Source organism: Halovenus anhuiensis (genome assembly GCF_037080055.1).
GTDB lineage: Archaea > Halobacteriota > Halobacteria > Halobacteriales > Haloarculaceae > Halovenus.
Map to the genome: position 1 here is coordinate 243,255 of NZ_JBAOJI010000001.1, position 17,748 is coordinate 261,002.

Annotated in this window: 18 protein-coding genes; 8 read left to right on the top strand and 10 right to left on the bottom strand. The window is 58.8% G+C overall.

Features of this window, described 5'->3' with window-relative positions:
- Positions 1-63 precede the first annotated feature (63 nt).
- Positions 64-240: a hypothetical protein gene (locus V8P86_RS01260; protein WP_336325421.1), complete on the top strand. Its 177-nt coding sequence runs from the start codon at positions 64-66 to the stop codon at positions 238-240.
- 261 nt (positions 241-501) lie between these two features.
- Here the strand turns inward: V8P86_RS01260 and V8P86_RS01265 are convergent, their stop codons facing one another.
- Positions 502-1,539 (bottom strand): AAA family ATPase, encoded by a 1,038-nt coding sequence (locus V8P86_RS01265; protein WP_442909342.1) that lies wholly within the window; start codon positions 1,537-1,539, stop codon positions 502-504.
- A 304-nt stretch (positions 1,540-1,843) separates the two neighbouring features.
- Between V8P86_RS01265 and V8P86_RS01270 the strand changes: the two genes are divergently transcribed.
- Positions 1,844-2,533 carry a CapA family protein gene (locus V8P86_RS01270; protein ID WP_336326287.1) on the top strand — a complete coding sequence of 230 codons (690 nt, stop codon included), beginning with the start codon at positions 1,844-1,846 and terminating at the stop codon, positions 2,531-2,533.
- A gap of 394 nt (positions 2,534-2,927) precedes the next feature.
- Here the strand turns inward: V8P86_RS01270 and V8P86_RS01275 are convergent, their stop codons facing one another.
- The 3 genes from V8P86_RS01275 to V8P86_RS01285 are packed head-to-tail and all read right to left on the bottom strand — an operon-like array spanning position 2,928 to position 5,949.
- A complete protein-coding gene (locus V8P86_RS01275) occupies positions 2,928-4,007 on the bottom strand; it encodes a metal ABC transporter permease (protein ID WP_336325422.1) in 1,080 nt (359 codons plus the stop codon).
- Positions 4,004-4,912: a metal ABC transporter ATP-binding protein gene (locus V8P86_RS01280; protein WP_336325423.1), complete on the bottom strand. Its 909-nt coding sequence runs from the start codon at positions 4,910-4,912 to the stop codon at positions 4,004-4,006. The genes V8P86_RS01275 and V8P86_RS01280 overlap by 4 nt, the downstream gene beginning before the upstream one ends.
- Positions 4,909-5,949, bottom strand: a complete 1,041-nt coding sequence (locus tag V8P86_RS01285; RefSeq protein ID WP_442909360.1) for a metal ABC transporter substrate-binding protein — start codon at positions 5,947-5,949, stop codon at positions 4,909-4,911. The genes V8P86_RS01280 and V8P86_RS01285 overlap by 4 nt, the downstream gene beginning before the upstream one ends.
- Positions 5,950-6,415: 466 nt before the next feature.
- Here V8P86_RS01285 and V8P86_RS01290 point away from each other — a divergent pair, with 466 nt between their 5' ends.
- Both V8P86_RS01290 and V8P86_RS01295 read left to right on the top strand, forming a co-directional pair.
- Positions 6,416-6,883 carry a hypothetical protein gene (locus V8P86_RS01290; RefSeq protein ID WP_336325425.1) on the top strand — a complete coding sequence of 156 codons (468 nt, stop codon included), beginning with the start codon at positions 6,416-6,418 and terminating at the stop codon, positions 6,881-6,883.
- Positions 6,883-7,815 (top strand): tyrosine-type recombinase/integrase, encoded by a 933-nt coding sequence (locus V8P86_RS01295; RefSeq protein ID WP_336325426.1) that lies wholly within the window; start codon positions 6,883-6,885, stop codon positions 7,813-7,815. The genes V8P86_RS01290 and V8P86_RS01295 overlap by 1 nt, the downstream gene beginning before the upstream one ends.
- Positions 7,816-7,839: 24 nt before the next feature.
- Here the strand turns inward: V8P86_RS01295 and V8P86_RS01300 are convergent, their stop codons facing one another.
- Positions 7,840-8,103, bottom strand: coding sequence for a type II toxin-antitoxin system RelE family toxin (locus tag V8P86_RS01300; RefSeq protein ID WP_336325427.1), 264 nt, complete (start codon positions 8,101-8,103; stop codon positions 7,840-7,842).
- Positions 8,096-8,374, bottom strand: a complete 279-nt coding sequence (locus V8P86_RS01305) for a ribbon-helix-helix domain-containing protein (protein ID WP_336325428.1) — start codon at positions 8,372-8,374, stop codon at positions 8,096-8,098. Before V8P86_RS01305 ends, V8P86_RS01300 begins: the two co-directional genes overlap by 8 nt.
- A 263-nt stretch (positions 8,375-8,637) precedes the next feature.
- On the opposite strand from V8P86_RS01305, the gene V8P86_RS01310 reads away from it, so the two are divergent.
- Positions 8,638-9,999 carry a hypothetical protein gene (locus tag V8P86_RS01310; RefSeq protein WP_336325429.1) on the top strand — a complete coding sequence of 454 codons (1,362 nt, stop codon included), beginning with the start codon at positions 8,638-8,640 and terminating at the stop codon, positions 9,997-9,999.
- Positions 10,000-10,229: 230 nt separating this feature from the next.
- Here V8P86_RS01310 and V8P86_RS01315 read toward each other — a convergent pair whose 3' ends face one another.
- The 4 genes from V8P86_RS01315 to V8P86_RS01330 all read right to left on the bottom strand — a co-directional run bounded on the left by V8P86_RS01315 (position 10,230) and on the right by V8P86_RS01330 (position 13,824).
- Positions 10,230-10,928, bottom strand: coding sequence for a TMEM165/GDT1 family protein (locus tag V8P86_RS01315; RefSeq protein WP_336325430.1), 699 nt, complete (start codon positions 10,926-10,928; stop codon positions 10,230-10,232).
- Between the two features lie 98 nt (positions 10,929-11,026).
- Entirely contained in the window at positions 11,027-12,550 is a 1,524-nt protein-coding gene (locus tag V8P86_RS01320; protein ID WP_336325431.1) for an aldehyde dehydrogenase family protein, read from the bottom strand.
- A gap of 66 nt (positions 12,551-12,616) precedes the next feature.
- Positions 12,617-13,450 carry a proline dehydrogenase family protein gene (locus V8P86_RS01325; RefSeq protein WP_336325432.1) on the bottom strand — a complete coding sequence of 278 codons (834 nt, stop codon included), beginning with the start codon at positions 13,448-13,450 and terminating at the stop codon, positions 12,617-12,619.
- Positions 13,451-13,551: 101 nt separating this feature from the next.
- Positions 13,552-13,824, bottom strand: coding sequence for a DUF7553 family protein (locus tag V8P86_RS01330; protein ID WP_336325433.1), 273 nt, complete (start codon positions 13,822-13,824; stop codon positions 13,552-13,554).
- A gap of 171 nt (positions 13,825-13,995) precedes the next feature.
- Between V8P86_RS01330 and V8P86_RS01335 the strand changes: the two genes are divergently transcribed.
- The 3 genes from V8P86_RS01335 to V8P86_RS01345 are packed head-to-tail and all read left to right on the top strand — an operon-like array spanning position 13,996 to position 17,737.
- Positions 13,996-14,739 carry a PH domain-containing protein gene (locus V8P86_RS01335; RefSeq protein ID WP_336325434.1) on the top strand — a complete coding sequence of 248 codons (744 nt, stop codon included), beginning with the start codon at positions 13,996-13,998 and terminating at the stop codon, positions 14,737-14,739.
- A complete protein-coding gene (locus V8P86_RS01340; RefSeq protein ID WP_336325435.1) occupies positions 14,736-16,241 on the top strand; it encodes a PH domain-containing protein in 1,506 nt (501 codons plus the stop codon). The genes V8P86_RS01335 and V8P86_RS01340 overlap by 4 nt, the downstream gene beginning before the upstream one ends.
- Positions 16,238-17,737, top strand: coding sequence for an FAD-binding domain-containing protein (locus V8P86_RS01345; protein WP_336325436.1), 1,500 nt, complete (start codon positions 16,238-16,240; stop codon positions 17,735-17,737). The genes V8P86_RS01340 and V8P86_RS01345 overlap by 4 nt, the downstream gene beginning before the upstream one ends.
- The last annotated feature ends 11 nt before the right edge of the window (positions 17,738-17,748 follow it).

Sequence of the window (17,748 nt, forward strand, 5' to 3'; positions counted from 1 at the left end):
TAATTTATTTATTTTTTATTCAGGTGTATGTCCAATGGCTGAGGAAGACCGGCTGTCGGTCGATTGGCGGGAATTGGCCCGGGCGTTTCCAAGGGGTGGCTCATCTGGCAGCACGATCCAATCGCTGCGGGGGAAGTCCAGTACGAGAATGGCACAGTCGAGGTACAGGGAGAAGTCGAGCAACTCGAAGTTACTGACTTCGGCTTGTGGGTCGTCCCACTGGCACAGCCAAGTCTGTGACGAGTGTCCTACAGGCGCATCGATCGTCGCGCGGTGTTGTTCACAGACATCATCCTCGGCGTAGGCCGCCTCACCAGTTCCGTCGGCAGCACCCTCCTGTGTCGTCACCGACGAGTGAAACTCGTGATTGAGCGAGCGGAGACGCAGCTGTTTAGGGCAATCAATGTGGACTCGAACCGATCGATGGCTAACCGCTCGAACTGAGTCGGGATCTTTCCGGTGATACTGCCCACAACGAGACGCAAACTTTCGTCGCGTGCATCAGGACATAGAAATTCCGCGGCGTCGAAGCGCAGGCGTGATGTTGATCCGTTCGACGGGCCGGTCCGAACGGTGCCAGACGAAGGCCGCACGGGCAAACAGATCCATACATTCGAGCCGGATGCCTCGTGGGTTCCCGTCGGTGAGGTCGTGAATGAGTCGGATCGCGTCTGCCGTAAACAGCGGCGGGTTCTGCCCTTCGTAGGGTTCGTTACGCATGTACGCGAACGAGCGGGAGATGTACTCAGCAACGTCGAGTGGTGAAAACGGCTCGATCCCTTCGTAGTAGCGCAGACGGGAATCGAGCGTATCCCGGAACTTCGCGAGACGCCGTTTCCCCTCGGGAGTTCCGGTCAAAAAAAGCCGGACCCCAAGGTCGGCGGCCGTCTGCATCGGCGAGAGCAACTCCGCGGGGAAATCCTCGATCTCGTCGACGATCAGCAGGATCGTCACGTCGTCAGCGGCCGCGGCGCGGACAACCTCACCGACGGCCTCACGCGTTTCGTCGGTTGCCCACGGAATTCCATCACGGACCTGTGAGTAGTTGGCGGGGTCGATCCCGTATCCTGCTTCTTTCGCGCCCCTGATGATTGTCTCGTAGAGGCCACGCTCCGTCGTCGCGTTCGGGTTCTCGATCATCGTCACGACGAAATCGTCGCGACTGCCCAGATCCCGTACGGCGATCTCCCGAAGCGCCGTCTTCCCAGTCCCGTAGGGGCTGATGAGACCGATGTGCTGGCGTTGTAACAGCCAACTCGTCAGCTGATTGAGCATCTCATCGTCGTGGCGGACGTACAGTTGTTCTGGCATCCCGTCGGTTCCCGATTCCTCGGTAAAGGGCAGGTCAGAAACCCCATCGATATCCCCACCGAGTTCGCTGGCGAAGGCACACAGAAGCTTCGCGACGTCGCTCATCCGACTGCTGAACACTCCCTCCTCGTCTCCCGGATCAACGAGTTGGCTGGCGATGTCCAGCCGAGAGTCGTACTCGCCGGTACTCGTATCGGAGTCCTCAGTCCGGCGATTCTCTCCGGCCATTAATGTGATCTCAGGCGCTTGTCGGTTATGTACTTTATTGACGGATGAAAATTTATGACCGCCGCTACGCAGCAAAAGAACGCCGCAGGACACACCGGTGAGAGATCTCCGCTATTCGTACTAGCTCGAGTGGCAGGTGAGATCTCCTCTGAATCCAACGTAGCAGTGTGACCGTTCTCGTCGTGAGGTGCCGTGTACTGATGACAGGGACTCCTCTGCTCCGCGTCATCCCTCTCTCGTGTGAGCGGGTGTCACTGTGGAGTACCCTTATTAGCCCGTTAGAAGATGTCGCATTAGTCTGGTGATGATTGCCGCCGTTGGGGATATTATGACCGGAAAGTCACTCTCTTGGAGATACAGATCTCTCCCCAATGAAGAAACGAATGCGTACAACGTCGCGACAACCCCGAACGAAGTGCTGGGCGAAGAGGTAGTGGAGACCCTCAATCAGGCAGACCTCGCTATCGGAAACCTCGAGGCACCGATTACCGACAAGTTCTATGCGAGAGGCTTCCCCGATGCAATCCCACCGAGTCTCACCTGCCCGCCGGAAACGACCGAGTTACTGAACCAGGCAGAGATCGGGCTGGTCAACCTTGCGAACAACCACATGCTCGACCACGGAGCGGACTGCGTAGAAGAAACCAAGGCTGCTCTCGATGCTGCGGGAATCGAGTACATCGGTGATCCGCTCACCGAGGAGACTGTGGTGACCATCGATCAGGAGGAGCCAATACACTGTGCTGGGTTCAATTTCACCGACAAAGGTGCCACCGACTCCCCCGAGGAAGTGCGTGCAATGGCCGACCGCCTCGGAGAAAAAGACGGAATATCCTGCCTGGCGCTCCACTGGGGCTGGGGTAATACACACGCCCTCCACCCGTCGCCCGACCAGATCGAGTTGGCTCGTGACATTACCGACAAAGGCGTTGACGTGGTTTTAGGCCATCATTCACCACCTTTCAGCCCGTTGAATTCCACGATGGGGGACTGATCTGTTACAGTCTTGGCAACTTCGTCTTCGACCAGTGGCAGAAGAACAATCGAGAAGCCGGTATCGTAGAAATCCAAACCGAAGACGAGATGACTGTCACGGTAACACCCACAGAGAACAATCACGGGGCGGTCTGGACGCGAGAGCACGATCGTATCGAAGGCATCGTCCCGACCGAAGTGGAGCCGTTGGGTAATTATTCCAGCCACGTCGCTAAGATGCAGCGAAAGTATATGCTGCGGTTCCTGCTCACGTACGCACGCAACATCCATCGATTCCCGATCAGTGATACGACATCGCGAGTTGCGTCCTGGTGGGGGAAGCTTACTTAAATATTGTCGGACCCTGCAGTGAGGTTGTCGCTGCGTCCCGGTGGGGGACCTGGCCGTGGCTCTCAGTCATCGTCCGTTCTGGTGCCGACATCAACGCTGTCGGCTTCGATGCGCCCCATATCTGGCGGGGCCTGTCCACTACGGGCAGATTGCACCTTACCCGCCGCGACGGCACAGATGTAGATGGCCACGGCGACGAGAACGATGACCCCACCGGCTGTGACACCGGCGTAGTAGGAGACGGCGATGCCCAGCAACACCGCGAGTTCCGCGAGGACGACCGAGACCAGCAGTGATTCGGAGAAACTACGGGATACCTGGGTTGCGCCCGCCACTGGAACCACGAGCATCGCCGCGACGAGGATGACACCCATAATCTGCATCGCGCCGACGACGACCATCGCCGTTAGCATCACCATCACTCGATTGTACCAGTTGACGGAGATACCCGAAACAGCGGCCGCAGTCTCGTCGAATGTGACGAACAGGAGTTGGTTACGCGTCACGGCCACAGTTACGACGATGACGGCGAACAGCACCAGGAGAATCCCCGCACTCTGGGGTGACACCGTCGCGAGGTTGCCGAAGAGGAACTGATTGACCCCAACAGCGAGGCCACCCGCGTTGAGGCTGATGAGTGTCGTCCCCAGCGCGAACCCAGTCGACAGGACAATCGCCATCGATACGTCGTTGTAAGCGTCCGTGACCTCGGAGATGAGTTCGATAAACAGCGCGGCGATCATCGCCACGACGACGGCGGTGAGATAGGGCGACACTCCCAGGTCGAGGACAGCATTCAGGAACAACCCGACGGCGACCCCGGCGAATCCTGTGTGTGCCAGCGCGTCCCCGATGAGTGCCAGCTGTCGATGGACGAGGAAGGTTCCGATGAGCGGTGCCATCACGCCGACGCAGAGTCCGACGAGTAGTGCCCGATGCATGAACCGGTAGCGCGGGTTCAGCATCTCCAGACCCGTGAAGTAGTACACCCAGTCCATCAGCCAGTACCACTGCTCTAAGAACCACAGGAGAATCCCGAACACGAAATCGCCGAGTGCGCCCAGTCCGACCTGGAGGGCGAGCGTGGAGTCCAAGACGGCGAGTCCACTCGCCGTGAGCGTGGCCGCCACACCAGCACTCATCCTCCTACCCCCGTGAGAAACCGTGTCTCGGTTCCGAACGCCCGGGCCAGCGCGTCGCTTTCGACGAACTCGTCGGTCGGTCCATCGAAGTAGACTTCGCGATTCAGACAGACGACGCGGTCGGCGTGCTCGACCACCGCCCCGAGGTCGTGCTCGATGAGGATGACGGTGATACCCTCAGCGTTGAGCGCCGCCAAGAGGTCGTAGAAGGCGTCGACCGATTCGGCGTCGACGCCGACGGTCGGCTCGTCCAGCACGAGCAGGTCGGCTTCGCTCGCCAGCGCCCGTGCGATGAACGCCCGCTGGCGTTGCCCACCAGAAAGCTGCGTGACACGCCGGTCGGCGAATGCACTCATACCGACGGTCGCGAGCGCGTCGTCGACGATATCCCAGTCCGCTGCCGAGAGGCGGCCGAAAACCGCGTTGGCCGCGTCAGTGACGGCCCGTACTGGATTCTCGCGTAAGTTGTTCACATCCTTCTCGGCGGCGAAGCGTCCGAGTCCGACGTGGGAAAACCGACCCATCTTCACGACCTCGCGGACGGTGATCGGCATCTCTTTGGCGGCGCTGGCGTGCTGGGCGACGTAGCCGACGCGCTCGCCGTCGTCGAAGCGGACCGCTGGCTCGTCGAACAGTTGGGCCGTTCCCTCGTCTGGGTTCAGCAGACCCAGCATGAGCTTCATCAGCGTCGACTTTCCCGAACCGTTCGGGCCCACGATGGCGACGTACTCGCCCGACTCGACGGTCAGTGACACGTCCTCCACCACCGGCGTCGACGTGTACCCGAATGTGGCACCCGAGAGGTCGACAACTGGCTGATTCGTCGTCGTATTTGGCTCCGTCTCAGTAGCTATCCGCTCGCCTGTCTCTGCCGCTGGCGCGGCATCGGCATTGTCTGTAGTCATATTGGTTCGAAGTTCCGCCACTGTTCGAGCCAGTGCTCCGAGGGGGCGGCCGCCTCGGGCGTCTCGTTGCCGAGTACGATCTCGAACGTGGGCATGTTGATGTTGTACGCAATCTCCTCGTACCCCCAGTTCTCAGCGACCCACTCCTTACGGACGCCGGCGTACGGTGTCACGGGGAAGTACGCTTCGACGGCCGTCTCGCGGAGGAGTTGCCGGGCCGGGCGCTGGGACTCGAAGACGCCGTTTGCGATGTACCGGATATCGTTGTCACGGATGACCGTCGCAGCCTCGCGGATATCGGCGGGCTTGACGTTCCCACTGGCTGCGAGACTCGTCACCAGCGGTCGCATCCGAACGCCGTACCGGACTCCGATGTACTGGAAGGCATTGTGCGCGGCCAACTGGACGATGTCGCGTTCGGCTCGGTCGAAGATGGCCTCGTAGTCAGAATCGATCTGGTCAAGCACCTCGGATTTGTACGCCTCGGCGTTTTCACGGAAGGCCTCGGCGTGTTCCGGGAAAACCTCGGCGAACCCGTCGGCGATATTGTCGACGGAGTCTTTGGCGCGCTGTGGGTCCAGCCAGAAGTGCGGGTCCTTCCCGCGTTGTGCACCGACACCTTCCTCCTCGCGGTCCAGCGACGCGGCGAGGTCCACCAGGTCGATATCTTTTCGGGCGTTGATAAGCGCCGTCTCCACGTCGTCGCCTCTGATCGTCTGGATGGCGCGGTCCGCCCAGGGTTGGAAGTCTTTTCCGACGTGGACGAACGCGTCCGCCTCGATAATTTGCCGGGTGATACTGGCGTTTGGCTCCCACCCGTGTCCGTGCAGTCCCGTTGGGACGAGGTTCTCCACCGTCAGCGGTGTCCCGTCGGCAATCTGTCGACCGAAGTCGAAGAAACTGAAAAACGAGGCTACGGCGACCGGCCCGCCGCTGCTATCGTCGGCCCGTGACGGTGCACTCGGCAGGGCTGTACATCCGGCGACCCCGACGAGCGCCCCCACACCACCGGCTCGGAGTGCGTCCCGCCGCGTCACTGCCCGTCCACCGTCCACCTCGCGTGTCATACAAACCACCCAGCATCACGATTTAGATTCATCTAAATAATTTATTTGTGGCATACTATTTTAGGGTTTCGCCATCCGAAATGTGTGGGTACGGACTGCGTACGCGAGCGACGGGACTTACGAATCCAGGACGCCAAGACACCGGTCTCAACCTGGCGACGCTGGAGAACTGTCTTTCCAAAAACTCGCCAGTGATCTGACTACCAGTCTCATGAGGGAGTCAGCGTACCGATAATCAATGAACGGACTCGACGCTGGTCTGAGCACTCTGCGGGGTGCTCGGTCGCTAGCGGGCGGTTCCCTACTGTGGAGAAGCGGCCTCGGTACTCACGGAGGCTCCGGTTAGTACTAACTATAAAAATATTGATGGGTATGTCATAGATGTGGAGATGGAAAGAGGTGTTGTTAGATGACTGGTTGGAAGGAGAACATGGGTATGTCGCAAGACACCGGACTGGTGAAAATCTACGTACCGATGAGCCACAAGGAGACGTGGCAGCAAGAAGCAGACGAGAAAAATTATAAGAGTACTAGTAAGTACCTGCACGAACTGATCCAAGAAGCCCGGGCAATCAGGGAGGAAGGCTTCCTCGCGCCCCAGGACAGCGATCAGGAAGTCCAGCGACTCAAGAAGAAAATTGAGGAACTGGAAGACAGACTGGCGGAGGCGAACCAGCAGAGCAGGGATTCGGTGATGATCGACGATTCTGCGTTCCTGAAGCAGTTCCTCACCGAGGATTACCAGACCTTCGACGAGGTCTCACAGAAAGTCATCGAGAGCGACACGCTGGATGAGTTGCTGCGGGAACCGGTCGAGGACGAATTGTACTTCTTGGCTGCTCGGGAGGAAGTCGAGTTCGGGCACGGTCATGGGTGGCGACTTGCTGGAGGAGGTGACCGGTGATGGCTGACGATTGGTACGAGACGGTTTACGAGAACAAGCACGACGCGATCAACGACTTCATCAAGCAGAAGCAGACGACGGGACGCAGTCCACGAACGCTGAACTCTTACAGCCGGGTTCTCAAGCGGTACTACCACGAGCACTTCCCCGACCTGACGCCCGAAGAGACGGAGGTGCGGCACATTGAGGAGTATCTGCGTATCCTTGACGACCGCGATGTGAGTCATAACACGAAACGACGGTACCCCGAATCGCTGTCCGCCTTCTTCAGCTATGCGATGAAGCGACCACGGTTCGAAGAGATTACTGGGAATCCCGCTGGCGTCGTTTTGGAGGAGATTCCGAAGCAGATCCGGCAGCGTCCGGACTGTGCGACGTGGGAGAACGCGAAGAAGATCGTGAAGACGATTCCAAATCCGCGGAACAAGGCGGTCGCTGTCTTGCTGGCGAAGACTGGGTGTCGGTTGGAGGAGGCGCTGGATATCAAGATGGACGACCTGATGCTTGAGGAAGGATTCATTCGACTGCGTGAGCGGAAAGGTGGGAAGCAGACAGTCGTGCCGATTGACCGCGAAACGATCCGGACGATCAAACGGTTCAAGCTGATTCGCCGGGACACAGATTTGGATTATTTGTTCGTGAGTATCCGTGACGACCGGTTGACGAAGACCGTGATTCAACGAGCAGTCCGCGAGGCGGCAGTCAGCGAGGGCGTCATGGAGGACGGCGAGGACCGGTTTCACAAGAAGTTCACGCCGCACACTTTTCGGACGGTGTTCACGACACTGATGCGGAATCAGGGGATGAAACAGCACGTCCTCCAGTACATCCGTGGCGATGCCGAAAGCGAGACGATGGACATCTACACGCGGGTTGACAGAGACGAGGCACGAGAGGAGTATCTGGACTGCATCAAACCGCTGGGCTTGTAGCTACGCCGGATTCGGACGGAAATCTCAGGGCGGGAGGTGTCGGTCGTAGATGTTCCGACGATGCCCGACGGCTTCGACGATGAGGCGGTCGTCTTCTCGGTCCCACGTAATGATTGCGCGGTAGTCGCCAGCACGGAGTTTGTAGTAGGGGTAGCCGGTCAGTTTTTTCAGTCGGTGGGAGGTCCAGTCTTTCGCTTCGTCGAGTTTCTTCACCAGTCGCTCTTGTACTTCGGTGTCGAGGCCTTCGAGCAGGTCGAGTGCTTTCGGCGTCCACTCGACCTCAGTCATCGATGCCGAGGCGGTCCTTCACGTCGTCCTGCGACACCGTGTCGCCGTCGTCGCGCTGCTCGCGGCTCTCGGCGAGATGCTGTAGCGCTTCCTCGGAGAGTTGCGTCGGCGGTTCGACAGCGTCACGGAGCGCATCGCGGACGAACTCGGATTTGTTCGCGTATCCGCGTTCCTCCCACACCTCGTCGATGTCGGCGAGAAGCGTCTTCGGTACTCGAACGTTGATTTTCTCCATCTCGCCGTCCGCCCCAGCGTCGCTGTCGGTGCTCATATGCTGTGATACGACTGTATCACACAAGAAGGTTCCTCTCCGAGCGAGACGGCAGACATCTGCATAGGAGTCGACAGGGACGACGCACAGGTGGGGTATCTGCACCGGATGAAACCGCTGGGCCTGTAGCTTGGTGGTGACTGCATCACCGGGCACTCTGTAGGAATTATGACTCTGGCAGTTTTAGCGTCGTGAATGCGGGCCATCCGCGGTTCTCGCAGTTGCAGAACTATTTTGCTACTCGGATTGGAAAGCGTCCGGTAATGAGACGACGGCGTTTCCTCTACGGTTCTGGTATCGTAGTGTCGACACTAATCGCCGGCTGTTCTGGATCTCAGGATGACGAAGACGATACTCCTACAGATAAATCTACAGATACACCGACTGATACCCCGCCGGATACTGATACTCCGGAAGATGACACGCCGACCGACGACGAAGAAGAGACAGACACCGATGAGGAAGAGAATGTTGATCGCCCAGCAAACTACCGGTGGGATATGAAGCCAGGAAGGAATGATGCTCTGCGGAGTGAGCTCGGACAGTATGTAGAAAATCCGGGTTCAGTAAGACAAGAACACCCTACATTCGACTTCTCTACAGAAAGAGAGAACGACGACCATACCGTAGACTTCGAAGCACTGCGAATGATCAGAGACAGCAACTTCGATATATTCGTCAACCAGGTAAGCGATGCACCACTAGAAGACATGGTACAAGCTTTGGTCGACGATTCACTTTATGAACAATCTAAAAATAATTTATTCAAAAGCCACACCGATTCACCCGACACTTATGATGAAGAAGCGTGGCTTAACGCCGATACAGTTGAAGAATCCCTAGATTTGGGTCATAATCTATTGGTAACAATAGGATATGATGAAGACACTCCTATATCTACAAAAGAGACAGCGGTCGCGATTAGAGAAGCATATCAGCATCACCACGATTATGATGTATTAGCTTGGGAAGTACCCATGAACGATGGTGCCGTGAGACAAGGAATGATGTATTCTCCCGATGACGACAAGATAAGGGCTTTTGCAGGACTCGGGGACTGGAACGGAGATGGAGAAGCACAATTCCATACAGAGATACAGGACTGGCGAGTCATCAACGACCCAAGCGAAATCGCAGACGCAGACAGATACCAACACCCAATCCTCTTCCACACCGACGAATGGGACAGACAGGGAGTAACATTTGAAGAGGCTAAAGATAGCGCTGTAGAAATGGTATTTGACATCGGGACTGAAGAATATATAGATTACAACCCGGAAGAAAATCCAGTAGGAATAGTAAACAATATCACAATGACTACGGGCGCTACTGAGCAGTTGACCCGTACGATGTTGGATTACAATGATTCCAATGTTGATGCAGATTTCAGCGATATCAGAGATCTAGCTAGCTTTGCCGTAGGCAAGTACATTGATGACCCAGAACTTAACGGTGTGATTGATACTGTGGTGCCAGGAGACGACAGTTATGATGAGTACTTTGGTGGAGGCTTCGCATTCTACGAAGTTGAAGATGAGGAAATAGTGGACGAAGTCCGAATCGACCAGAGCCACGAGTACGACAACTTTGGCGAGGTCTACGACGAACTCGACGCAGCAGCCTGACCTATACTGCGTAGACTGTTTCTGACGCTCGTCTCGAAATTGCCCGTTTTGACTGCTATAATCGAATCTCCAGAAGTTATAGGACCAATGACGGTCCCACAGTCGAAGGCCTCGGCACTCATAGGGTTCGTCATCCGAGCACGCTACTCACGCACTCTCGGAGGGAGTGTTTCGTCATCGGCCACTCGGACGTACCAGATGATCCATAAAGAGCGTTCCGTCCCGACGACTCAGATCAACGACTGCAGCAGTCCCGCCACACTGTCGACGATGGTTTCCCACACCGAGAAGCCGGTCGTCACGGCCAGCAGCGTGTCCGCGGCGAAGAAGACGAACAGCGCAGCCCCGAACATGTGGGCTTTCCGCACGTCGAACTTGTGCGAGAACGTGTGGAAAAAGTACGCGTTTGCCAGACTCACGGGGATGATGACCAGCATCTCACCGACCCAGATGCCGGGATGGGCACCGAACCGGGCGGCCAGTGTGATCGTGATCAACTGCGTTTTGTCGCCGAACTCCCCAGCGGCCATCATCGCGAAAATTGGTAGGAACCCACCGAGCGCATTCGGCACGTCCCGTCCGAACAACGAAACGTCGAGGTCCTCCCCGACCGTCAACTCACCGCCGTCAGTTGTTGCTGGCTGACTATCCGGTTCGGGCATCGACCGCCACAGCAGGACTGCAAAGACGATGAACAGCGCGGCCGTGATCAGATCGAGATACAACCCTGGGACCACGTTCTGTATCGCGTTTCCGAACAGGATTTCGAGTGCTGTCCAGCCAGCAAACGCTGTCCCGGCCGCTGCGACGACGAGCATCGGATGGTACCGAGCCGAGAGACTGGCGATGATCAGCTGTACTTTCTCTCCGGGCAAGACTGCCAACTGTGCACCCGCGGCGACGATCACGACAGTCAGAAAATCAGCCATCTCCGTTCACCTTCGATAGAATCTCGGCTCTCACTACGAAAGATTAGACACGTCTAATTAGTAAATATTTTGGTGTCGAAAACGGTCGAACTGTCGACTTACCGTTCGTCTCTGGTCTTGATATCCGCAGAGAGTCCCTGTGCCATCTCGATCTCTTTGGCGTTGTTCAGCGTCCACGCGGTTCGATCTGTGACGGCTTCGATCACCTCGCGTGCGGAGGGGTAGCCGTTGCCGGATTTTTTGACGCCGCCGAATGGGAGTTGGACCTCCGCGCCGATGCAGGGGAGGTTGCCGTACGCGAGACCAACTTCTGCGTGATCGCGGTAGTAGTTGATCTGACGGTAATCCTCGGAGACGATGGCTCCCGCGAGGCCGTATTCGGTGTCGTTGTGAATCTCGACCGCACGTTCGATCCCACCCTCGTACTCCATGAGAGCAACGTGTGGTCCGAACACTTCCTCACTCGTACAGCGAAGGTCTGCATCCGGATCGGCCTCGTAGACGAACGGTCCGGCCCAGTGTCCCTCCTCGTGGCCATCCGGAATCTCGCTGCCGTCGAGTTCCGTTCGGTCGACGAGGACGTTCACCTCCTCCTCGCGTGCGAGTTCGTTGTAGCCCGTGACCTTCTCGACGTGGTCGGCCTCGATCAGCGGTCCCATGAAAGTGTTCTCGTCGAGTGGATCGCCGACAGCGACATCCTCGGCGATATCGACGAACCGCTCTCTGAACTCGTCGTAAATATCGGTGTGGACGATCAGTCGCTCGCTAGAGACACAGCGCTGGCCAGTCGTCTTGAACGAACTCATCACCGCCGAGTGGAGCGCGATATCCAGATCTGCCTCCTCGGTGATGACGACGGCGTTTTTACCGCCCATCTCGCAGGCCGCTCGCTTGCCGGAGTGACTGGCTACCTTCTCGGCGACTTCGTGGCCGACTTCCGCAGAGCCAGTAAAGAGGACGGTATCGACGCGGTCGTCGTCGACGATCCGAGCGCCCGCGTCGCCGAAGCCTTGGACGAGGTTGAACACGCCGTCGGGAACCCCGGCGTCGACCATCATCTCGGCGATGATCTGGCCGCACATCGGTGTCTGTTCGGCGGGTTTCCAGACGACGGTGTTGCCCTCGACCAGCGCGACAGCCATGTGCCAGAATGGGATGGCGACTGGGAAATTCCACGGCGTGATACAGCCGACAACACCGCGGGGTTTCCGGCGCATGTATGCGTCCTTCGCCGCGATTTCGCTCGGCACGACATCACCGTCCGGGTGACGGGCATCCCCCGCTGCCCATTCGACCATGTGCCACGCTTCCGTCACGTCGGCTTTCCCCTCAGAGATCTCCTTGCCACACTCGCGGGTGACGATCTCGCCGAGTTCCTCGTGGCGCTCGCGCAGTTCGTGATAGACATCCCAGAGATACTCTGCCCGGTCGATCCGAGAGAGCGAACGCCACTCCGGAAACGCCGCCTCGGCGGCGGCGATCGCCTCGGCTACGTCGCTCTCTGTTGCGCGCCGAAACTCCCCGAGTTGGTCACCGGTCGCTGGATTGTAACTGGTGAACGTCTCCGTCCCCTCCCCGTCGACCCACTCACCGTCGATGTACTGCTTGTGTATCTCTGTCATGTGTGATACTAACTCAACGCGCGGTCAAAAGTCCTCTTGTGGTTCATTCGCTATCTCGTCGGCTGCCTACGAGCCGACGATTGCGCGAGCGGCAAACGAGATGTTCCCCTTGCGCTCGCGCAGTCGCCGATAAAAGTACGAGAGCCACTTGGTTCCGTATGGGATATACTGATAGACTTCCGCCCCGGACTCCGCTGCGAGACTGAACTGGGCCTGCTCACGCACTCCCATGAGCATCTGAATCTCGTAGGGGGTGCCGTATTCGTCGTGGAGGTCACGGGCGTGCTCGATCATTGCCGGGTCATGAGATCCGACGGCGACGCCGTCGTCGAACTCCCGGAACATGTAGCCGAGTTGGTCCCGGTAGACGGCATCGACTGTTTCTCTGTCGGTGTAGGACAGTTTTTGCGGTTCGGAGTACGCCCCCTTGACGAGTCGGACTTTCCCGGGAAGATCAGCTAGCCGGGCCAGATCGTCGCCGGTTCGATGAAGATTCGACTGTATGCAGACGCCCACGTTTCCGCCCGTCTCGCGGGCGTGGCGCTCGAAGGTATCGAGTGTCACGTCTGTTGTCGTGTGATCTTCCATATCGAGCCAGACGAAACAGTCCGCTGCCTCGACGATTCGCTCGAAATTTTGCTCGAACAGTCGCCCGCTCACGTCGACACCCAGTTGGCTCGGCTTGACCGAGATACAGGCGTCGATATCCCGGTCACTGATCTCCTCGACGAGTTCGACGTAGGCATCCGTATCTGCCGTCGCCTCTCCGTAATCGTCGTAGTGTTCACCGAGCAGGTTGAGAATCCCCCCAACGCCCCGTTCGTTGAGTTGGTCGACGTATTCCAGCGCAGCATCCTCGTTCTCGCCGGCGATGAAATTACTGGCAATCGGCGGGATCATGTGCGTAGCTATCAGTGCAACCGCAATAAGTCCCAGCCGAGTGTCTCTCGGTGAGAACTCGCTACCAAACGAACCGGAACTAGACCGGCTCTAGCGCAGAATTAGACGCCGTCGAGCCCTTCTCGGAAGGAACTGAGTTCGTCTCGGGCGTCATCGACTGTCTCGGCGACGTCGTCCCCGACAGCGGACTGGAGTTCGTCGAGGGCGGCCTGAATGCGTGCGATCCGGCCGTGATCGGCTTTCGTCTCCCCCTCTGCAATGTCGGTCACCTGACCGGCCAGTTCGGTGAGACGCTCGCTCGCGTCTTCGGCGGTCGTTTCGCTGGCAGCGGATTCGAGTTGCTCGCTCGCGCGTGTGAGTTCGTTCTGTGTCATGTTTGATGATGGGATACGACAGTGAAAATACGTTGCGATGATTTTACGCGGTCGACAGAGCGTCCAACAGGGTCTCCCGGAGCCGTTCCAGACGACCGGAACTGTAGAATTTCACCCGAGAAACCACCGGCACCCGGGGACTTAACAGCCTACCGCCACGAGACAATGGTGATGACTGACGGAGGTGACGGTGCTCACGGCGACGAGACTGATCGGTTGGCCAGCGATCACTCCGAAGACGAGCCAGCAACCCCCGAGACGCGACCAGACGGCTCGACAGCAGCCGACTCACGGCGGACCAGGTCGGTCGAGGATGGCGAGTCCCCGGCTCCTGGCTCGGCACCCGGCGAGCAGACGAACTCGGTCCTGGCCGAACCGACCCGGGCGCGCCTCGCCCAAATCCAAACGCAGACGGCGGAACTCGAACGAGGACCGATCACCGAGTACACCACTGACCGACGGTCACTCGACAGTACGGTCCAGATCCAGTGGACGATTCGAGTCACGATTCTCGCGGTCGTCCTCGGACTGCTCCTCACCGCCGTTCTGAGCGCTCTTCCGGTCCCGATGCAGTTCGGACTGCTCGCCATCGGACTCCTGCTGGCGCTGGGGGTGGTCTGGGTCGTCCTGAGCTATCGGGTCTGGGTCTATCAGATCCGCGAAGACTCGCTGTATCTCGAACGCGGAGTCGTGACCCACGTTCGAACGATCGTTCCGTACGTGCGCATCCAGCACGTCGACACGAGTCGGAGTGCCCTCGAACGTGCGCTTGGACTCTCGACGCTGGTCGTCTACACGGCCGGCTCTCGCGGGGCCGACGTCTCCGTCCCGGGGCTGAAGCCGAACGAGGCCCGTGACCTCCAGCAACGGCTCAAAGAACTCGCGATCGAGGCCGACGGCGACGACGCACTATGAAACTCGATTACCGATCAGTCCCGTACCGCATTCTGGAGAATGCGACCCGGATTGGTGGATTCCTCATCATCGGTCTCTTCAGCGGCGGCACCAGTAGCGTCGGCTCGCTTTTCGGTTTCCTGCTGGTCGGGATGGTGCTCGTCGGAATCTGGGAGGCTGCAGAGGTCCGGGCCTACGAGTATCGTCTCGACGCCGATACGTTCGATATCTACTCGGGGGTGTTCTCCCGACGCGAACGAGAAATTCCGTTCGACCGGATCCAGAACGTCGATATCGCGCAGAACGTCCTCCAGCGCGGGCTCGGAATCGCGGAGATACGGCTCGAAACCGCCGGCGGAGGTGGTGATTCGGAGGCTCGACTCCAGTACGTGAGCCGACAGGAAGCCACCCGTCTGCAGGAACTCATCAGCAAGCGCAAACAGGGCGACGTTAGCGAACGAGATCCAGGAGCGTCGAACGACATCCTCTTCGAACTCAGTCAGCGAGAACTCGGGGTGCTTGGCCTCACTTCTGCCAACGTTCGGCTGCTCGGGTTGCTCGGTGGACTGTTCGTGATCGTGTCACCGGTGGCGGCCGAGCAGGTCTCGCCTCGCTTGGGTATTCTGTTGTTGCTCGGTCCGGCCTTTGCTATCGCCGGACTCGTCGTTCTCTGGATCGCAAGCGGAGTTCAGGCCGTACTCAGATACTACGGCTTCAAACTCTACCGCCACGACGAGGAACTGCGGTACAAGCGGGGCCTGCTCCAGCAGTACGACGGAACCATCCCGCTCTCGAAGATCCAGACGCTGATGATCCGTGAGAACCTGCTCGCGCGGTCGGTCGGCTACGGGAGCCTGGCTATCGAAACCGCCGGCTACGCACCCGGTCAGGGCGACAACGTCGAGTCCGCGGTGCCGATCGCGAAACGAGAACGGGTGTTCGAGTTAGCGCGAACGATCGAGGACATCGGTGATCCGGAGTTCGAGCGAGTCCCGAAACGGGCCCGACTGCGCTACATTGCCCGGTACACGATCGTTGTCGGCCTCCTCACGGTGATCACCGGTGGTTTCCACCTCGCTACCGATGCTCTCCCGTTCTGGTACGCGACCGCCGCGCTCTGGATCTTCGTCCCGCCGGCCGCACACCTGAAGTGGAAGAACATCGGCTACGCTGTGGGCGAGAAGTACGTCATCACGCGAGTCGGATTCTGGACTCGTCGGACGACTATCGTCCCATACTACCGCGTCCAGACGGTATCGAGCGCCCAATCGATCTTCCAGCGACGGCGCGATCTGGCGACCCTCGCCGTCGACACGGCCACCTCTGGTGGGTTCTGGGGCGGTGATGCCATCGTCCCCGATATCGACGCCGAGGTCGCAGCGGACCTCCGCGAGCAGACCCACGACCGGTTCCAGCACTCGCTGGTCGACCGGCAATCACGTCGGGTCAAAACGCAGTCGAACGGGTTCTCAGGTACCCAGACGAGCAGTCCCGAGCAACGTCCCAGCCACGCCGAGCAATGACGACGAATATCGTCGTCTGGCACCGAAACGACCTCCGAGTACGGGATAACGCCGCGCTCGCTGTCGCTGCGGCCGAGGGAACCGCCCATCCGGTCTTCGTCTTCGACCCACACTTCTATCGGAGTGAGGTCGTCTGCGACGGCCGTATCGAGTTCCTCCACGAATCGCTCGACCAACTCGCTGCCGAGTACAACGGGTTAGGTGGGACTCTCGCCTTCCGACACGGCAGCGCAGAAGACGTACTGGACGAACTACTAGACGACGCAGATTGTCTCTATTTCAACGCAGCCCCGAGTGCCGGTTACGCCCGCGAACGCGACGAACGAATTGCTGCCCGGGAAGACGTACGAACGTTCGGAGACGACGCAATCGTCCGCGACGGCGACTCGCGCTCGAACTGGCAGAAGCAAGCGGAGGCGTACTTCACAGCCGACCCGCACGACCCACCGGATACAGTTGGATCGAATGTAGACTCGACTGCCACGATTTCCGATATCGAAGCCGAGTACGACATCGACTCGACGAAAGAGCGGACCATTCGAGGCGGTTGTCGGCGCGGGCGAGAGCGACTGGAAACCTTCGTTGGGAATATCGACGAGTACATCGGCGGTATCTCACCACCGGCGGCAGCCAGAGAGCGCACCTCGCGGCTCTCGCCGTATCTCAAATTCGGCTGTCTCTCGCTACGAGAAGTCTACCAACATGCCGACGACGAGGGGATGCACAACCGTGCCGTCGAGATGTTCCACTCTCGGCTGTTCTGGAACCAGCATTTTCGACAGAAACTGCAGGACAATCCGACGGCGACCGAGCACGCCGTCAATCCAGTGTTTCGCGGGATGAACCGGGACCGACACGATTCTGACCTCGCCCGGGCCTGGAAGCGCGGCCAGACAGGTTTTCCGATGATCGATGCGAGCATGCGCGCACTCAGAGAGACAGGCTGGCTCAACTTCCGCATGCGAGCAATGTGTGCGAGTTTCTACTCCTACATCCTTCGCTGCTGGTGGAAGCCAGGCGCGGACTGGTACTACCGCCATCTGATCGACGCCGAACCGGGCATCAACTATCAGCAGTGGCAGATGCAGTCCGGCCTCGTTGGCGTCCACCCGCTGCGCATCTACAACCCTCGCAAGCAAGTCAGAGAGAACGATCCAGATGGGGAGTTCATCCGCGAGTTCGTTCCGGAACTCGCCGATCTGCCCGCGGACTTTCTCCCGCGCCCGGAGAAGACGCCGCTGTCGGTTCAGCAGGAGTGTGGTGTTCGTATCGGCGAGGATTACCCCCTCCCTGTCGTCGATTTCGAGCGTCGGCGACGGGAGGCACGCGAGACGTGGGCTGGACTCGACGACCGGGCAAAAGAAGCGCTCACGGACCCAGCCATCAGGCGACGGGCGTCGCTCTCACAGCGACGTGATCGATCAGCGAGCGATGTCGAAGACGGGACGGAGCCGACAGCAGAACAACAGACAGATCTCAGTTCCTTCGGCGAGTAGCCGACTGAATC

Coding starts and splice junctions, on each gene's coding strand:
- V8P86_RS01265 (WP_442909342.1), bottom strand. CDS start 1,539: ATGGCCGGAGAGAATCGCCGGACTGAGGACTCCGATACGAGTACCGGC.
- V8P86_RS01270 (WP_336326287.1), top strand. CDS start 1,844: ATGATTGCCGCCGTTGGGGATATTATGACCGGAAAGTCACTCTCTTGG.
- V8P86_RS01275 (WP_336325422.1), bottom strand. CDS start 4,007: ATGAGTGCTGGTGTGGCGGCCACGCTCACGGCGAGTGGACTCGCCGTC.
- V8P86_RS01280 (WP_336325423.1), bottom strand. CDS start 4,912: ATGACTACAGACAATGCCGATGCCGCGCCAGCGGCAGAGACAGGCGAG.
- V8P86_RS01290 (WP_336325425.1), top strand. CDS start 6,416: ATGTCGCAAGACACCGGACTGGTGAAAATCTACGTACCGATGAGCCAC.
- V8P86_RS01295 (WP_336325426.1), top strand. CDS start 6,883: ATGGCTGACGATTGGTACGAGACGGTTTACGAGAACAAGCACGACGCG.
- V8P86_RS01300 (WP_336325427.1), bottom strand. CDS start 8,103: ATGACTGAGGTCGAGTGGACGCCGAAAGCACTCGACCTGCTCGAAGGC.
- V8P86_RS01305 (WP_336325428.1), bottom strand. CDS start 8,374: ATGAGCACCGACAGCGACGCTGGGGCGGACGGCGAGATGGAGAAAATC.
- V8P86_RS01310 (WP_336325429.1), top strand. CDS start 8,638: ATGAGACGACGGCGTTTCCTCTACGGTTCTGGTATCGTAGTGTCGACA.
- V8P86_RS01315 (WP_336325430.1), bottom strand. CDS start 10,928: ATGGCTGATTTTCTGACTGTCGTGATCGTCGCCGCGGGTGCACAGTTG.
- V8P86_RS01320 (WP_336325431.1), bottom strand. CDS start 12,550: ATGACAGAGATACACAAGCAGTACATCGACGGTGAGTGGGTCGACGGG.
- V8P86_RS01325 (WP_336325432.1), bottom strand. CDS start 13,450: ATGATCCCGCCGATTGCCAGTAATTTCATCGCCGGCGAGAACGAGGAT.
- V8P86_RS01330 (WP_336325433.1), bottom strand. CDS start 13,824: ATGACACAGAACGAACTCACACGCGCGAGCGAGCAACTCGAATCCGCT.
- V8P86_RS01335 (WP_336325434.1), top strand. CDS start 13,996: ATGACTGACGGAGGTGACGGTGCTCACGGCGACGAGACTGATCGGTTG.
- V8P86_RS01340 (WP_336325435.1), top strand. CDS start 14,736: ATGAAACTCGATTACCGATCAGTCCCGTACCGCATTCTGGAGAATGCG.
- V8P86_RS01345 (WP_336325436.1), top strand. CDS start 16,238: ATGACGACGAATATCGTCGTCTGGCACCGAAACGACCTCCGAGTACGG.